The organism is Cesiribacter sp. SM1 (genome assembly GCF_020178975.1).
Lineage (GTDB): Bacteria > Bacteroidota > Bacteroidia > Cytophagales > Cyclobacteriaceae > Cesiribacter.
Genome location: NZ_JAHXBU010000088.1, coordinates 123,097 through 139,022 on the forward strand (window position 1 = coordinate 123,097; position 15,926 = coordinate 139,022).

Annotated in this window: 14 protein-coding genes; 10 read left to right on the forward strand and 4 right to left on the reverse strand. The window is 47.9% G+C overall.

Going from position 1 to position 15,926, the window contains the following annotated elements; translation table 11 throughout:
* Nucleotides 1-438 precede the first annotated feature (438 nt).
* Nucleotides 439-756 (forward strand): hypothetical protein, encoded by a 318-nt coding sequence (locus KWJ01_RS14345; RefSeq protein ID WP_224997249.1) that lies wholly within the window; start codon nucleotides 439-441, stop codon nucleotides 754-756.
* A gap of 131 nt (nucleotides 757-887) precedes the next feature.
* On the opposite strand, the gene KWJ01_RS14350 is transcribed toward KWJ01_RS14345, so the two are convergent.
* Together KWJ01_RS14350 and KWJ01_RS14355 are read right to left on the reverse strand one after the other, a co-directional pair.
* A complete protein-coding gene (locus tag KWJ01_RS14350; RefSeq protein WP_224997250.1) occupies nucleotides 888-2,228 on the reverse strand; it encodes a short-chain fatty acid transporter in 1,341 nt (446 codons plus the stop codon).
* 8 nt (nucleotides 2,229-2,236) lie between these two features.
* Entirely contained in the window at nucleotides 2,237-3,247 is a 1,011-nt protein-coding gene (locus KWJ01_RS14355) for an acyl-CoA reductase (protein WP_224997251.1), read from the reverse strand.
* 96 nt (nucleotides 3,248-3,343) lie between these two features.
* Between KWJ01_RS14355 and KWJ01_RS14360 the strand changes: the two genes are divergently transcribed.
* The 5 genes from KWJ01_RS14360 (at nucleotide 3,344) to KWJ01_RS14380 (ending at nucleotide 10,235) form a co-directional block, all read left to right on the forward strand.
* Nucleotides 3,344-3,691 (forward strand): 4Fe-4S dicluster domain-containing protein, encoded by a 348-nt coding sequence (locus tag KWJ01_RS14360; protein WP_224997252.1) that lies wholly within the window; start codon nucleotides 3,344-3,346, stop codon nucleotides 3,689-3,691.
* A 443-nt stretch (nucleotides 3,692-4,134) separates the two neighbouring features.
* Nucleotides 4,135-5,997 carry a DUF1080 domain-containing protein gene (locus KWJ01_RS14365; protein ID WP_224997253.1) on the forward strand — a complete coding sequence of 621 codons (1,863 nt, stop codon included), beginning with the start codon at nucleotides 4,135-4,137 and terminating at the stop codon, nucleotides 5,995-5,997.
* 18 nt (nucleotides 5,998-6,015) lie between these two features.
* Complete coding sequence (locus KWJ01_RS14370; RefSeq protein WP_224997254.1) at nucleotides 6,016-8,028, forward strand: c-type cytochrome; 2,013 nt, start codon at nucleotides 6,016-6,018, stop codon at nucleotides 8,026-8,028.
* 39 nt (nucleotides 8,029-8,067) lie between these two features.
* Nucleotides 8,068-8,880 carry a DUF1080 domain-containing protein gene (locus KWJ01_RS14375; RefSeq protein ID WP_370634724.1) on the forward strand — a complete coding sequence of 271 codons (813 nt, stop codon included), beginning with the start codon at nucleotides 8,068-8,070 and terminating at the stop codon, nucleotides 8,878-8,880.
* A gap of 272 nt (nucleotides 8,881-9,152) precedes the next feature.
* Entirely contained in the window at nucleotides 9,153-10,235 is a 1,083-nt protein-coding gene (locus KWJ01_RS14380; RefSeq protein ID WP_224997255.1) for an acyloxyacyl hydrolase, read from the forward strand.
* Nucleotides 10,236-10,247: 12 nt separating this feature from the next.
* Here the strand turns inward: KWJ01_RS14380 and KWJ01_RS14385 are convergent, their stop codons facing one another.
* Together KWJ01_RS14385 and KWJ01_RS14390 are read right to left on the reverse strand one after the other, a co-directional pair.
* Nucleotides 10,248-11,153 (reverse strand): DUF58 domain-containing protein, encoded by a 906-nt coding sequence (locus tag KWJ01_RS14385; protein WP_224997256.1) that lies wholly within the window; start codon nucleotides 11,151-11,153, stop codon nucleotides 10,248-10,250.
* A 158-nt stretch (nucleotides 11,154-11,311) separates the two neighbouring features.
* On the reverse strand, nucleotides 11,312-11,806 hold the full coding sequence (locus KWJ01_RS14390; RefSeq protein WP_224997257.1) for a septal ring lytic transglycosylase RlpA family protein: 495 nt from the start codon (nucleotides 11,804-11,806) through the stop codon (nucleotides 11,312-11,314).
* A 147-nt stretch (nucleotides 11,807-11,953) separates the two neighbouring features.
* On the opposite strand from KWJ01_RS14390, the gene KWJ01_RS14395 reads away from it, so the two are divergent.
* From KWJ01_RS14395 to KWJ01_RS14410, 4 genes are all read left to right on the forward strand, one after another.
* On the forward strand, nucleotides 11,954-12,286 hold the full coding sequence (locus KWJ01_RS14395; RefSeq protein WP_224997258.1) for a DUF3276 family protein: 333 nt from the start codon (nucleotides 11,954-11,956) through the stop codon (nucleotides 12,284-12,286).
* A 297-nt stretch (nucleotides 12,287-12,583) separates the two neighbouring features.
* A complete protein-coding gene (locus KWJ01_RS14400) occupies nucleotides 12,584-13,738 on the forward strand; it encodes an AI-2E family transporter (protein ID WP_224997259.1) in 1,155 nt (384 codons plus the stop codon).
* 77 nt (nucleotides 13,739-13,815) lie between these two features.
* Complete coding sequence (ychF, locus tag KWJ01_RS14405; protein WP_224997260.1) at nucleotides 13,816-14,910, forward strand: redox-regulated ATPase YchF; 1,095 nt, start codon at nucleotides 13,816-13,818, stop codon at nucleotides 14,908-14,910.
* A gap of 167 nt (nucleotides 14,911-15,077) precedes the next feature.
* Nucleotides 15,078-15,923, forward strand: coding sequence for a CRISPR-associated endoribonuclease Cas6 (locus KWJ01_RS14410; protein ID WP_224997262.1), 846 nt, complete (start codon nucleotides 15,078-15,080; stop codon nucleotides 15,921-15,923).
* Nucleotides 15,924-15,926 lie beyond the last annotated feature (3 nt).

Sequence of the window (15,926 nt, forward strand, 5' to 3'; positions counted from 1 at the left end):
CAGGAGAAATAGGGGGAGATAATAAGTCAGTAATTTTCATTGTACCGCGAGCTACGCCTGTCAGGGGGAACTCAGGCAATTTGAAGTAATTTCTAAAATTATCATACTTCTTAAAAAAGCTGCTGTTTAACATTGTAAACCGTAGGCAATTAATGGGGCGTGGGTGTACAGATGCTGTTCACATAATATTTTCTCAATAAGCTGATATACTTACTTTTAGCCAAGCCTGTCTTTAATAAATTGTAGTTTTATCTGATAGAATAACAGAATCAGAAAGGCCGCATCGCCTTTATTGTAAATATGGTATAACGCATAAAAGCTCAACGCCAGGTTTTACTCTGTTCAAAGCTCCAATAAAGTGTGGTACCCCAGCTACCACAGCAGACCATTAGAAAGCCGGGAATTATTTATAAACAAATTGTAATAAGTTGGACCCCTATGAAGAAGTTGATGTTTATGTTCTCTGCCTTAGCTCTGGGTGTAGCCGTAACTAGCTGCAGCCATCCTGAAGCTTGTTTTTCTATGGATAAGGAAAGCGCCAGAGTGGGAGAAACAGTTACTTTCACGGATTGCAGTACAGATTCAGGTATGACAAGGATTTATACCGGAGATGGTAATGTGGGAGTATTTGCCAATGGAAAATATACATATGAGTACACAGCCGCAGGCAGCTATAAGGTTGATGTTAGTGCTACTGAAAGTAGTGATGGAGGAAACTCAAACACAACCAGTAAAACAATAGTGATTACAGAGTAATCGCTGTTATTGAACGCTCTGAACAGGTATTCATCTGGTAGCTATTGTTTTAGTGATCATCTCTTAACCTTAACTCATTTAAGGCATGTATTTCAGATGCATGCCTTTTTTCTTTTTTATGCCTGATATCTTCAGGTCCACAGCAGCAGGAAGAATCCATACACCAGCAGGCCCATTAACAAAATAAGCAGCGTATAAGGCAGGATATCCCGTGCCTCCAATCCGGTGATACCCAGGAGGGGGAGTGCCCAGAATGGCTGAAGCATGTTTGTAATACCATCGCCGTAGGCCAGGGCCATGATAACCAATTCTACAGGAACACCGAGCCCAATAGCAGCCTGGCTCACAACAGGCCCCTGTACAGCCCACTGCCCGCCGCCACTGGGTACAAAAATGTTAATGAGCCCTGCACTGAGGAAGGTTAAAAAGGGGAGCAGGGCCGGGGAGGCATTGTTGATAAAGGCATTGGCAAATACTACAATCAATCCACTATACTTCATAATGCCCATGATACCGGCGTAGAAAGGAAACTGAATAATGATGCCGGATGCACCACCTATAGCTTCCTGTACTGCCACCAGGAAGCGGTTAATACTGCCGTGTAGCAGCAGGCACAGCCCAAACAGCAGAAAGTTAATGTAGTTAAGGTCCAGAAACGATAATCCTCCTTCACTGGTGAAGGCTAAGTATATACTGTAGCCCACAATCACCAAACCAGCAATAAGGCCAAAGAACGGAGAACGGTCCAGCCTTTCGGCACCCCTGGGAGGAGCAGGATGAGGTGTTGTGTTTTCAGCTGCTTTTAGTTGGGGCAACAGGGCAGGGGTAGCAGGTGCTCTTTTTCCAATCAGGTAAAGCCCGCCTGGCACTACCACCAGCAGGCTTAGTGTTACCCAAAGGTTTAGGCTGGAGAAGAGGGTTTGGCTCACGGGTACTATGCCGATCAGGCTTTCCAGGAAATGACCCTCACCGGCCACGACCAGTGGCGCAGAACCACTTAGGCCCCCGTGCCATATCATCATGCCACTGTAACCTGCTGCTGCCACTAAGGGGTAGTTGATGGGCGTATGGTTCAGCTTTGCTCTCTCGGCTACTTTACGGGCCAGTATGGCACCAAATACAAGGCACAAGCCCCAGTTGATAAAGCCTGCCAGCATTGCTGCAAAGCCTGTAAGAGCAGCTGCCCGGGCGGGTGAGGTGGCAAACTTTCCCGTAAGCTTATCTGTAAATTTTTCGGCCAGGGGTGTTAGCGCAAGGGTGTGGCCCAGCACCAGGATCAGCACCATTTGCATAGAGAAGCCCAGCAGCTCCCAAAAGCCCTGGTACCAATAGCCAAGCACCTCCATCACAGAGGGCTGCTCGGGTATAAAAACAAGCGGCAGCACAAAGGCTGCCAGTGTTAGCAACAGGGCTATGGTAAAAGGAGTGGGAAGGGCTTTCCGCAGGTATTCGCCAAAGGTGCTGCTTTTCATGCTTCCGTTTATAGCTTTAGCAGGAAGGCTAAGGTATCAATACCATCGGCATAATCCCACAGCTGAGGTCTTTGTGCCTGACCAAAAGCAGTGCTGGCGGGGGTGCTTTCCTGCCCAACAATGCACTGCAACTTTTCCCTATGTTCCTCTACCAGCTTTTCTGCTTCCTGCAGATCCCTATAGTACTGGTAGTATACAACAGAAACCGGCGAGGCGAAGGCCTCTGCTTCTTTAAACAGCAAAAAACCGGTATCCAGGTGCTGCTCTCCGTTAACCAGGAATATCGACTTGTAATAATCGTAGTTATTGCTCCACTTGTGGTGGTTCTGCACATCAGACCACACCTCCAGCGATCTGAAGAGCGTGGGAAAGTCATATTCTTCGGGCACAAACAGCTTATTTACACTGCGGCAGCCCAGGCCCCAGTATTGCAGCATATCGCGCCCCAGGGCCTTTAGCTCATCTGCTGATTCGTTGCCGGTAAGCAGGGCGCAGGAGCTGCGGTTTTTACGGATAATGCTGGGTGTATTTCTGAAGTAGTATTCAAAATACCGATAGGTATTATCGCTGCCTGTGGCAATATAGGCATCCATGTGCTTAAGCTGCTCCTGAAACTCAATATGGCTGGCAAAACGGGGTTCTATTTCCAGTAGTTTTTTACTTAATACTTCAGGAAGGGGATCTGATGAACTTGGTTTTGCATGCAGGTTGTGTCCGCTGATTAAAACACAGAGCATATCATGAAAGCCAACCAGTGGAATATTGCCCGCCATTACCAGGCCCACATGCTTGGGTGCTTCCTGCTCATCGGGAATGTTATAAGCCTCAAGCCATTTGTTTATGTTTTGCGGCTGTAACAAACTGGCCCAGGCCTTAAGGGCAAAACGCACATTAGAAGGAGTAAACCAACCATTGCGTCCCTGGGCCAGCCTGCTTAGCCGGTCGGCCTCCTCTGCCGTTAACTCCTGCAAATAGGTGCCTAATGAAACAAATGCCTGTATTCTATCTGCCAGTTTCATGCTTAAATCGATCTTTATTAGTGTGATTTTTTGACTACAAACATAAACCAATTATGTTTGTTATTCAGAACGAGAACGCATAAAGATTGATTTGAAATGGCTATAATGATAACGGACGAATGCATCAACTGTGGTGCATGCGAACCAGAGTGCCCAAACACTGCGATTTACGAAGGTGGTATTGAATGGACATGGGCAGGTGGTACAAGTTTAGAGCAGGTAGAGCTGGAGGATGGCTCAAGTGTGGATGCCCAGGCACCACAACCGCCACTCTCAGATGAATTCTATTATATTGTAAGCGGAAAGTGCACTGAGTGTATGGGCTTTCACGAGGAGCCGCAGTGTGCTGCCGTTTGCCCGGTAGACTGCTGTGTGCCTGATCCTGACTATGTGGAAGCTGAAGAAGAGCTGCTGGCCAAGAAAGCCTGGATGCACAACGAATAGACAACATATTTTTAAAAGCAGGCCCGCTCCAGTAACAGGTGCGGGCCTTTTTATTTAGCCCGAAGAGTGGCTCCTGCTCTTGTTACACTCCAGGATCGGTGAAGCGTACTGGCTAAGATCGCTATACAACTCTAAACTTATATTTTGCTGAAGAAGGTGTGCTACCTGAAAATCCATTCCGGATTCGATGTGCCCGCCTGGAAATTTCAGTTTTTAGTGACTGATGTTGGCTCCGGCGGAAAACCTGCGCGGAATGGCTTTTCAGGCAATTGTAACGCCATGGTGTTAACGAAAAATACCCTAAAAATATAAAAATGATCCTTTTCAAAAGTGCTGATTGGGCCTTTTAGCATTTCCCCTTTTGTTAAAAAAGATTACTTTTAGGAATGCAGTAATCGGTTGAATTGCTGCTATAACCAAACTTTCTGTTTTCATCTCGTGCTATGGTACAAAAAATTAGTAGCAGGCTTATTGATTCTCTGAAAAGAGAATGTGGCCTTCTCCTGCTGTTCTGTATTTTTCTCTCACAGGGTGCTGCTGCACAAACCGCTATGCCGCTCAACGACCTCTCTGCTTTCCGCGATCCGGCAAAGAGCTGGCAGATAGCAGGCGGGGTAGAGGCCGATCTAAGCAAACCAAATAAACTGAGCCTCTCTCCAGGAACAGGTATTCTGGTAAATCAGCCCGATAAGAGGAATAAAGGCAAAGACCTCTTTACCCAGTTCGAACATTCAGACCTTGACCTGGAGCTGGATTTTATGATGGCTCCTGGATCTAACTCCGGTATTTACCTGCAGGGTTTGTATGAGGTGCAGCTGGCAGATAGCTGGGGCGTAAAAGTGCCTACCCCCGCCAATAACGGTGGTATATATGAGCGTTGGGACGATTCCCGCCCAAAAGGGCAGCAGGGGTACCAGGGATATGCGCCCCGTCAGAATGTAAGCAAAGCGCCCGGTCTCTGGCAGCATCTTAAGATTTCTTTTCAGGCGCCACGCTTTGATGCAAACGGTCGCAAAACTGAAAACGCAAGACTGCTGCAGGTGGTGCTGAATGGGGTGCTGATTCATGAAAATGTAGAGCTGCTGGGTGCCACCCGCGGTGCCATCAGCATCGAGGAGCGTGCAACCGGACCCCTGCGTTTCCAGGGAGATCACGGACCTGTGGCTTTCCGTAATATTAAAATTAGTAACTACGATAAACCCCGCCCTGAACTTACAGACCTTAGGTACACAGTTTATGAGGGTGCCTACGAAACTGAGCCACAGTACGACAGCCTGCCTCCTGAGGCAGAAGGCAGCTCTGTGGTGCTGACCTCTAATCTTTCCGATCTGCCCAAAAAGTTCCTGATCAGGTACAGGGGTACTCTGAAAATACAGGAGCCTGGTGAATACAGATTTCGCATGCAGGTGCCCGGTGGTGCAGGGTATGTAAAAGTTGGCGATCAGTATGCCATACGCCTCTCCCGCTGGAATCCCGGCGGATCTATCAACCTGCCTGCTGGCGAAATGCCTTTTGAATTAGTATATAGCAAGTATGTTGACTGGGATGCCCCGGCGTTGGGGTTGTCTGTTGCAGGTCCCGGCATTCGTGAGTACATCATCAGCGATGAAGTAACCAGCAGGGGTACACCCGTAGATCCAATACTGGTTGCTGCTTCCGACATACCTGTTTTGCGTAGCTTTATGGATATACCCATGAATGGTAAAGAGGGCGGCTACCGCATTACGCATGCCGTTAATGTAGGCAGCGAGGAACAGGTACATTATACCTACGATCTTGATCATGGCAGCCTGGTGCAGGTATGGCGCGGAGGCTTCCTGGATGCCACGCCTATGTGGCACGACAGGGGTGATGGCTCTTCCCGCCCAACCGGGTCTGTTCAGCAGTTGGCAGCACCTGTGCTTTCACTGGCAAGGCTTTCTTCCCCACAGGCAGCCTGGGTGAGCGATACCACCGGTAGCGGTTTCCGCTCCAGAGGTTATGTGCTTAATGACAGCGGACTGCCCACCTTCCATTACCAGGCCTGGGGTACAACGGTGCAGGATGCCATTCGCCCGCTGGAGAAGGGGCAGGGGCTGCGCCGTGAACTGCAGCTGCAAAATGCAGCAGATGGTTTATGGGTGAAAATTGCCGAAGGCACATCCATTGAGCAGCAGGAAAAAGGTAAATACCTGATAGACGGCCAGACCTATTACCTGCAACTGGAAGATGCAGCAGGGGCCAAACCTCAGCTACGCAGCAGTGCAGGCCGCCAGGAATTGCTGGTGCCAGTGCGAAACAAGCTGGTTTACTCCATAATATTCTGATCAACACTTAAGAAATTCATGAAGAAGCTATATAATAAAATAACTCCTTCGGCAGCCAGAAACTGCTTGCTGGGGGCGGCCATGTTACTGGGCACAAGTGGCCGGGTACTGGCGCAGGAGTCGCCCAAAGAAGAAGACTTTTACAGAATTGTTAAAATCAGCGCACCCGAAGGCACCCTGCTGGAGGTTGGCGGATTAACCGTGCTGCCCAATGGTGACCTGGGCGTTTCCACCCGCCGTGGCGATATTTTTATTGTGGAGAATCCTACCAGTGCCCGTCCGCATTTCAGGAGGTTTGCATCGGGCCTGCACGAGGTGCTGGGGCTGGCCTATAAAGACGGATCGCTGTACCTGGCACAGCGTGGAGAGCTCACTAAGCTTACCGACACCAATATGGATGGTAAGGCCGATGTATTTGAAACTGTTTATGCCTGGCCCATTACCGGTAACTACCATGAGTACAGCTTTGGTCCTAAGATAGCACCAGATGGTTCTTTTTTTGTAACCACCAACCTTGGCTTTACCAACCCCTGGTGGCATGCCCAGAGCCTGGTGCCCTGGCGGGGCTGGACCTTAAAAATAACTGAGGATGGCAAGATGGAGCCCTGGGCAACAGGTATGCGTTCTCCTGCAGGCCAGGGCATGATAGATGGAGAATTCTTCTATACAGATAACCAGGGCGACTGGGTAGGTTCCGGCGCTATCTGGCATCTTCCTAAAGGTGCTTTTGCTGGTCATCCCAGTGGACTGCGCTGGGCTGACAGATCTGAATCTCCCCTAAAGCTTAGCACCGAGCAGATACATTCGGTGGTAGATCCGCGGGTGGAAAAGGATGATAAGGGAGATTTTATAAAACCTGAAAACAGGCTGAACGAAGATTTCAAGACTGCCTTCGAAATGAAAGAGCAGTTTCCTGAAATGCAATTACCTGCTGTATGGTTGCCGCATGGCATCATGGGCATTTCCAACTCAGAGCTAATCAAAATTCCGAAAGGGAGTTTTGGTCCGTTTGAAGGCCAGTTACTGGTGGGCGACCAGGGGCAGAGCAAGATTATGCGCGTAATGATGGAAAAAATAAAGGGAGAATACCAGGGTGCGGTAATAGATTTCAGGAGTGGTTTCCGATCAGGAGTGCTGCGTATGGCCTGGGCCAAAGACGGTTCACTTTTTGTAGGAGAAACGAACCGTGGCTGGGGATCTGCCGGCGATGCCAACGAAGGCCTGGAGCGCCTGATGTGGAATAATAAGCTGCCATTTGAAATGAGAACCGTACGCGCTATGCCCGATGGTTTCGAAATAGAATTTACCATGCCGGTAGACCGTAAGTCGGCCGAAGATCTGGCTTCTTATTCAGTTGAAAGCTTTATTTACAAGTATCACCCTGTTTATGGCAGCCCTCCTGTAAATATTGAAACGGCAGCGGTAAAGGGGGTTAAGGTTTCTGAAGATGGCTTGAAGGCACGCCTGGTTGTAGATAACCTTCGCCAGTACCACATCCACCACATTTCGCTGGATGGAGTACGTGCTAAGGAGAATTCCTACTCTTTAGTGCACCCATCGGCCTACTATACCCTTAATAACATTCCTGATGGCCAAAAGCTGTCGTTGAACGAGGTGAGCACCCGCAATTCTGCTACGGAACAAGCCAAAAAAACAGCCAGTAAACCAAATACAGCTGCCAAAAAGCTGCAGTCCGGCAATACTACGCTTGTAAGCCCTGATGCCCGTGGTGCAGGTGCAGGTAGCACCAAAGCAGCGGCTGCCCCTAAGGTGCCGAGCTTCGATGAGGTAAAGCCACTCCTGGCAAAAAACACCTGTAATGCCTGCCACAACGAAACCAAACGGCAGGTTGGTCCGGCATTTGCGGAGATAGCTAAGCGCAAGTACAGCAACGATAAGATCGTGGAGCTGATCCATAACCCTCAGCCGCAAAACTGGCCGGAGTATGCTACCGAAATGCCGCCCATGCCGCAGGTGCCTAAAGGGGAGGCGCTTAAGATTGCAGCCTGGATCAACTCTCTCAATAAATAAGTCTGAACTGAAATATCAGCAACCAAACAAGATTAATGCATGAACATACAAAACTTTTTTTCGCAGCACACTGCACTGGCTTTTTTAGCCCTGGGTACCCTTACTTATCATAATGCTATGGCACAGGATGCACCAAAACCACCTAAAATGACTCCGGAAATGACCGAAGTGTGGGAGCCAGAGCCTAAAGTTGTAACACCGGGAGGTATCAACAATATGGCGCCACCGGCCGATGCAATTGTTTTGTTCGATGGCAAAAGCCTGGATAAATGGGCATCTTCAAACGATCCTAACAAGCCGGCCCAGTGGACGGTGGCAAACGGTACCTTCACAGTAAAAAAAGGCACAGGCAACATCCAGACAAAGCAGGCTTTCCAGGACTACCAGCTGCACCTGGAGTGGCAGGTGCCGGCAAATATTACAGGGCAGGGACAATCACGTGGTAACAGCGGCTTGTTCCTTGCTTCTACAGGTGGTGGAGATGCCGGTTACGAACTGCAGATCCTGGACTCCTATAATAACCGTACTTACTCCAATGGGCAGGCAGGCAGCATCTATAAGCAGCATCCGCCGCTCCTGAATGCCATGCGAAAGCCTGGGGAGTGGAACAGCTATGATGTAATTTTTACAGCCCCGCGCTTTAAGGAAGATGGTTCTTTGTTTTCTCCTGCCCGGGTAACAGTGCTCCACAATGGTGTTGTTATTCAGAACGATACTGAAATCAGGGGTACCACCCAGTACATAGGTTTGCCCGGCTATACGGCTCATGGTAAATCACCTATTAAATTGCAGGATCATGGCGATCCGAGTGAGCCGCTAAGCTTCCGCAATATCTGGATCAGGGAGTTGTAGTTCTTTAAGATTGATTTAGCCCCGGCCCTAAATACAGCACGGTCTATAGTGTACTGTACCAGGGCCGGGGCTTTCTTATTTTACCGTCCGTTTACTGGCAGTTGGCCGCAACAGGGAATATGCTCCCGAATCGGAAATCTTCCAATAACATTATAAGTCACCAGTGGGTATAGTATTTATATGAAGATGCCTGTCTGCCGCTGATAATGATAAGAGAAGAAAAAAACATAAACCTTTGCTCACTTCTGAAAAGCAAGTCTCTTTGTATTCTTATGCTGTTGCTGCTAACTACCAGCACACTCTACGCGCAGCAGGCAACTGTAACGGAAAATAACAGCAAAAGCACAGCCATTAATGTAGGTCTGCAGGGGCATTATGGTTTCATAATTCCACACTCCAGTACCATCCGTGAGGTTGCCGACTCCAACCCCTGGGGAATAGAAGCTGATCTTAGCTTTCATTTTACCAGTGCCAAAGCATGGCAGTACCTGCAGGGATACCCCAGGCTGGGGGCCTCCCTGGCTTACTATAATTTCAACAATCCCGATGTGTTGGGAAATGCCTATTCGCTGGTGTTTTATGCAGAGCCTTTTTTATCGGCGCATAAAAATTTTAGTGTATCCTTCAGGCTGGGAGGAGGGGTAGCTTATCTCACAAACCCCTATGATGAGGAAACAAACCCGCAGAACCTTTTCTACAGCACCCGTTTTAGCTTTCCATTAGTAGCCAACTTGATGGCCAACTACAGGTTAAATGAGCTTTTGCTGATCAGGGCAGGAGGTACCTATCAGCATATATCAAACGGGGGCATTAACCAGCCAAATAAGGGGATTAACTATCCTACCGCTACCCTGGGCATCAACTATGCCATCAGGCCTGCAACTTTTATTGAACGGCAGCCACAGAGCGAGGAGGAGCAGGGCGACAAGCAGAATTACCTGCTGGCGCTGATAGGCTCCCGCCACGACAGAACTGACCAGCCGGAAGAGCAGGCAAACCTAATTGGAGTAGCTGCTTATGTAAGTCAGCGAATCGGCAGGATCAGTGCTGTTACGGCGGGGGCAGAATGGATAGCAGACTACACCATCAAAAAAGAGCTTGAGAGCAGGGGGGAGGACAAGGATTTTCAGCGTGGAGCACTGCTTGCAGGCCACGAGCTGCAGATTGGACGAATCCGTTTTAATCAGCAACTGGGGGTATATGTATATGCTCCCCACAAAGGCAGAGACCCGGTATACCAGCGCTGGGGGCTGGAGTACCATACCCCTAAGCTGCTGTTTTTTGGCATCAACCTAAAGGCCCACCGGCATGTGGCCGAATTTCTGGATGTGCGGGTGGGGGTGCGGTTCAGGTAACCTTTGCAACTGTTATCGCATTTTACTTCTTTTCACCAGGTAGGTCATCAGTACTTTTTGCAGATCTTTTCTGATATCGGCCTCTACAAAGTCTATTTTCAGCTGCAGGCAGCGGAGTTTCAGCTCTTCGTAATACTGCTCCATGCGCTTACGATATTCTTTGCGGATCTGGGCAGGGTTGAGCTTTAGTCGGGCACCTGTTTCCAGGTCAATAAACTCATGGGGCCGGTCTTCAAAGTCCAGCTCAAGCTCAGTTGCCTCGTCGGTAACATGAAAAACAACAGCCTCGTGGCCATTGTGGCGTAAATGCTGAAGGGCGGCAAAAAGCTCGTCTCCTGCCTCTACATCGGCAAACATATCGGAAAACAAAATTACAAGCGAGCGCTTATGTATGCTTTCGGCAATGAGGTGCAGTACGCCCGGCAAGCGGGTGGTGCGGTTTTCGGCTGTTTGCTCAAGCAGTCCCTGCATGTGCACCAGCATTTTCTGCAGGTGTGTTGGCGTACTTTTCACCTCTCCCTGGTGCTCAATAGAATCAGAGAACACGGTAAGGCCAACAGCATCGCGCTGCCGTTGCAGCAGGTAAGCCAGTGAGGCTGCAGCCAGTAGTGAGAACGTTATTTTGCCCCTGCTTTCGGTGGGGTAGTGCATCGAGGAAGAGTTATCTATGACCAGGCGGCAGCGGAGGTTGGTTTCTTCTTCGTAACGCTTGGTATAGAGTCTGTCATTACGGGCATATACCTTCCAGTCTATGTGCCGGGTGCTTTCTCCGGCATTGTAGAGCCGGTGCTCGGCAAACTCTACCGAAAACCCATGGTAAGGCGATTTGTGCAGGCCTGTAATAAAACCCTCAACCAGCTGGCGGGCCAGGAGGTCTAAATTACCGGTCTGTCTTATATTTTGAAGGTTCAATTCCATTGGCTTAGCTTGTAAGAGGGTAGAGGGTACATTATGTATTTAGGGGTGCCGGGTTACTTACCCAGCAATTACTAAAACTTAGCTGTGCCGATTTTGCATGAAGTACCCTTATCAATGTTCAATATACCATATACTTTGTACAGAATGCTGCATGCAGCTTACTGTTTTCCATTTGATGAGGGAGGATTTTTTTCTATCCTGGCTTCTATTTTTACACGGCCTACACCCTTTTTCTGTATACCTAACGCCCGGGCAGCAGATTTTGATAAATCAATAATACGGTTTCGGTTATGTGGCCCCCGGTCATTAATCTTCACCAGGATGGTACGGTTGTTGGCAGGATTGGTAACAGCCACTGTGGTGCCAAAAGGAAGGGTGCGGTGTGCGGCAGTATAAGCAGCCGTATCAAAGGTCTCTCCACTTGCTGTTTTTCGGCCATGAAACCTGGTGCCGTAGTAGGAAGCCAGGCCTGTCTTAGTAAAATATGTAGAATTTGTATAACTTGTATCCCGAATATCAGCCAGAACAGAATCCAGGGCGCGTTTGGCGGAGTCTGCCGGACTAAGGGTAGTAGTTTCAAGCTTATTGGAATCCTGCCCGCAAGCCTGAATCAGCAAAATTGAGCAAATGATGGACAACAGGAGCTTTGTCATTTTGTTTTATAAATTTTTTAGTTTTGTTTTGTGCTGTAGAGATTCTCTCTATATTTATCCGTAGAGTTTTTACCTGAGTTGGTATACCTCTACTATTAAAGTGTTCAGTTAGGCTACATTGTTTTGCGAACATAAATTAAAAGTACCGTGGAAGAGCAAAAGGAAACAGAAAAAGCTGAAATTTATAGCCAGCGTGTGCGTGCCGGTAAGCGTACTTACTTTTTCGACGTTAAGTCTACACGTTCCAATGACTATTACCTGACGATCACTGAGAGTAAACGCAGGTTCAAGGATGATGGATTTACGTATGAAAAGCACAAGATCTTTCTTTACAAAGAAGACTTTGAAAAGTTTTTAGAGGCCCTGAAAGAATCTGTAGAGTATGTGAAAACAGAACTCATGCCTGAATATGATTTCTCACAATTTTCTAAGGAAAGCAGTTCAGAAGATGAAATTGATTCTGAGCTGAAGTGGGACTAACAAAGTCAACCAAAATGAAACTATGAATAAGCTCTTGCTCACCAGTAAGGGCTTTTTTTATGCTGTACCTAAAACACCAGATACAAGGGGTGCAGGTGCAAATCATGCTGCAGGCATACAAAAAAGGGCATCCTGATGCCAGGCCATACTGCCGGAAAAATGGGTGCCTGAAAATAGTTGCTGCGGCATACCTGCACTGCTTCCAACCGAATTCCTGCAGATTGTGTCTTTTGATGTGTTAGTGATAGCTTATGCTTCTTGCGCTCACTATATTCGCGGGGGCATTTTTTTTCTCCTATGAGGTATTTCAATCCAAAGCTGGAGCTCATTAAAAGTTCACTGGTAGTGCTGCTGATTGTAATAGCATTGCTGGGGCTGGCTACCTGGCTCTTCTCCAATATTCTTGTTTACCTCATTATCTCGCTGGTGCTGGCTACACTTTTGCGGCCGCTGGTGGTTAGCATTAGCCGCGTACAGCTCTGGGGAATCCGGTTGCCCCGCGGAATGGCTATTCTGTCTTCCTACCTGGTAGTGGTGCTGGTGCTGGTACTGTTTGTGGGGCAGTTTATCCCGCTAATTTCAGACCAGGTGGAAGTGCTGGGGTCTATGGATTTTGATAAGTTATATACCCAGGCAACAGAACCACTGCTGCGTTTCGAGGAGTTTCTGCGCAGGTACGATCTTACCCAGCGTGAGCCGGGCTTTATGGTAAATTCCCTGCGGCGCTACATCAATAATATTTTTTCGCACCTCGATGTACAGCAGCTGATCAACAGTGTAATCGGTTTTACCGGAAGCCTTTTTATCGGTGTAATGGCGGTATTGTTCATTACCTACTTTTTGCTGCAGGAAAAAGGACTTTTACGCCGCAACCTTATTTCCCTGATTCCTAATCCTTATTTCGAGGTTTCCATTGCAGCAGTATATAAAATAGAAAAGCTGCTCTCTAACTACCTGCTGGCGCTCTTTTTCCAGATGTTTGCTGTATTCAGTATTGCTTCGCTGGGCCTAAGCCTGCTGGGTATTAAATATGCCCTTACCATTGGTGTTTTTGCTGCAGTGGCCAATCTGATTCCTTATGCCGGGCCAATCCTGGGCGCTGCTTTTGGTATTGTGGTAGCCATCAGTACCACACAGATCCTGCCGGGCATAAACGAATATTTGTTCCTGATTGCTAAGATTGCTGCTGTATTTGGTACAGTTCAGCTCATCGATAATATTATAATTCAGCCCTTAATCTTCTCCAAAAGTGTAAAGGCGCACCCGTTAGAAATATTTCTTGTTATATTTGCGGGCGCATCGCTGGGCGATCAGCTGGGCAGCACTATCATTGGAATGATTCTGGCTGTGCCGGTGTATACTATCATTAGAGTTTCATTCCTGGAATTCTATATGGGGTATAGCAAGTACCAGGTGTTCAGGAATCCGCATGATCAAAAGCAGCGGCAGTAAGCAGTAATTACCGTTTATAACTTCCCGGATACCTAAAGAGCTAAAAAAATATTTTCGGAGCATAAAGAAGAACAGCCATGGGGCTTCAGGTAGGTATAGTTGGTTTACCAAACGTAGGCAAATCTACATTATTCAATGCGTTGTCGAGTGCTAAAGCAGAGGCAGCAAACTTTCCATTTTGTACCATAGAACCCAACGTAGGGGTTATTAGTGTGCCCGACGAGCGGCTAAAGGTTCTGGAAGACCTGGTAACACCAGAGCGGGTAGTGCCAACGGTTATAGAGTTTGTGGATATTGCCGGCCTGGTAAAAGGGGCGAGCAAGGGCGAGGGCCTGGGTAACAAATTTTTGGCCAACATTCGTGAGGTAGATGCCATCGTACACGTAGTGCGCTGCTTCGAAAACGAAAATGTTGTGCACGTGGAGGGCAAGGTAAACCCTGTGTCTGACAAAGAAGTAATCGATACCGAGCTGCAGCTGAAAGACCTGGAATCGGTGGAGAAGAAAATACAACGTGTGCAAAAGATTGCCAAAGTGGGCGATGCCGCTGCAAAAAAGGAGCTGGCTGCGCTGGAAAAGTTCAAGCAGTTCCTGGAGAGCGGACAGAATGCCAGGGCAATTGATGCCAATGAAGATGAGCTTGCTGCTGTGGCAGACCTTAACCTGCTTACCATTAAGCCGGTGATATACGTGGCAAACGTTGAGGAAGACCACCTGCACGAAGATAACCAGTACGTAAAAGCCCTGAAAGAAAATGTTGCTCCTGAAGGCGCACAGGTGGTAAGGGTTTGTGCTGCGCTGGAAGCACAGATTGCAGAGCTAGACCCCGAGGAGCGCGAAATGTTCCTGGAGGAGTACGGGCTGAAAGAGCCGGGCCTGCACCGGTTAATTCGTGCATCTTATGAACTGTTGAACCTGATCACCTACTTTACAGCCGGCAAAAAAGAAGTGCGTGCATGGACAATTCGCAGGGGTTGGAAAGCCCCTCAGGCCGCCGGAGTAATCCACACAGATTTCGAAAGAGGCTTTATCCGGGCGGAAGTTATAAAACTGGATGATTACCAGAAGTTTAAGACTGAAGCTGCTATAAAAGAGGCCGGAAAGATGGGCGTTGAAGGAAAAGAATATGTGGTGCAGGATGGAGATATCATGCATTTTCGCTTTAATGTGTAGGTAAATACAATTTTAACTTATAGTTTTAAGCATTATCGTGTTCAACCAGCAATTGATTAAGGTTGGGTTTATCAAACAATGTAGGTAAGCGCACGTTATCAATTAGAATTGGTGTACATTTTTTGCCATAGAAACTAGGACATTAAGAGGTATAAATTTTTACAACCTTGAGGGTACGTATAATTTTTCTGTTGAAGAACAAAGGCGGTTATGTGCCGTTTCACCACCAGTATTTGCTGGCTCAGTTGATCAAGGGACTGATTCTGCAGGGTGGGGATCGCAAATACCGTGACTATGTTAACTATAATTTTTCAGGCTTAAAGGGGCAAACGAAGATTAGCCGCAACGGCCTGCACTACTATTCAAGCCGCATTACCCTGGTACTATCCAGCAGCGATAAGGATTTTATCGATTACCTGCTGAAGGTGCTCTTTACCTTTGAACAGGTAGAGGTGGGGAACCTGATGATTGTGCCTGAGTATGTAGAGCAGGAGCATATGCCTGAAATATCAGAGGCTACAAAGTTTATCTGTATTTCGCCGCTGGTGTTACTGAAGCCTGAGTTTAACGACTCCACTGCCAAATCCTTCATAAACCCTACAAGCGATCAGTTTTCTGATATGCTCTATGAATCTACCATACAGCGTATGGAGAGTGTAGGAGGGTTTACCCAGGAGCAGCTGGCATCTTTCTATAAGTTCCAGGTGGTACCTGACCGTAACTACCTGAACAAGATCCGTGAGGGGCAGAAGAAATTTGCCCGTATATATCCACTCTTTGATCAGGATGTAAAGTATGAAGTAAGAGGTTATACCTTCCCCTTCACGCTTTATGCCGCCAGGGAGGTACAGGAATTTATCTTCTCGAACGGACTAGGCTCCTGCACCCACAAAGGTTTTGGTATGCTGGATATTGCTAACAGTGATCCCACTCAGCGGGCAACCCCTTATGAAGTGGAGGGTGTTAAAACCCGCTCACAGTCACAACAGCAGCAACAGCACAGCGATAACTAATAC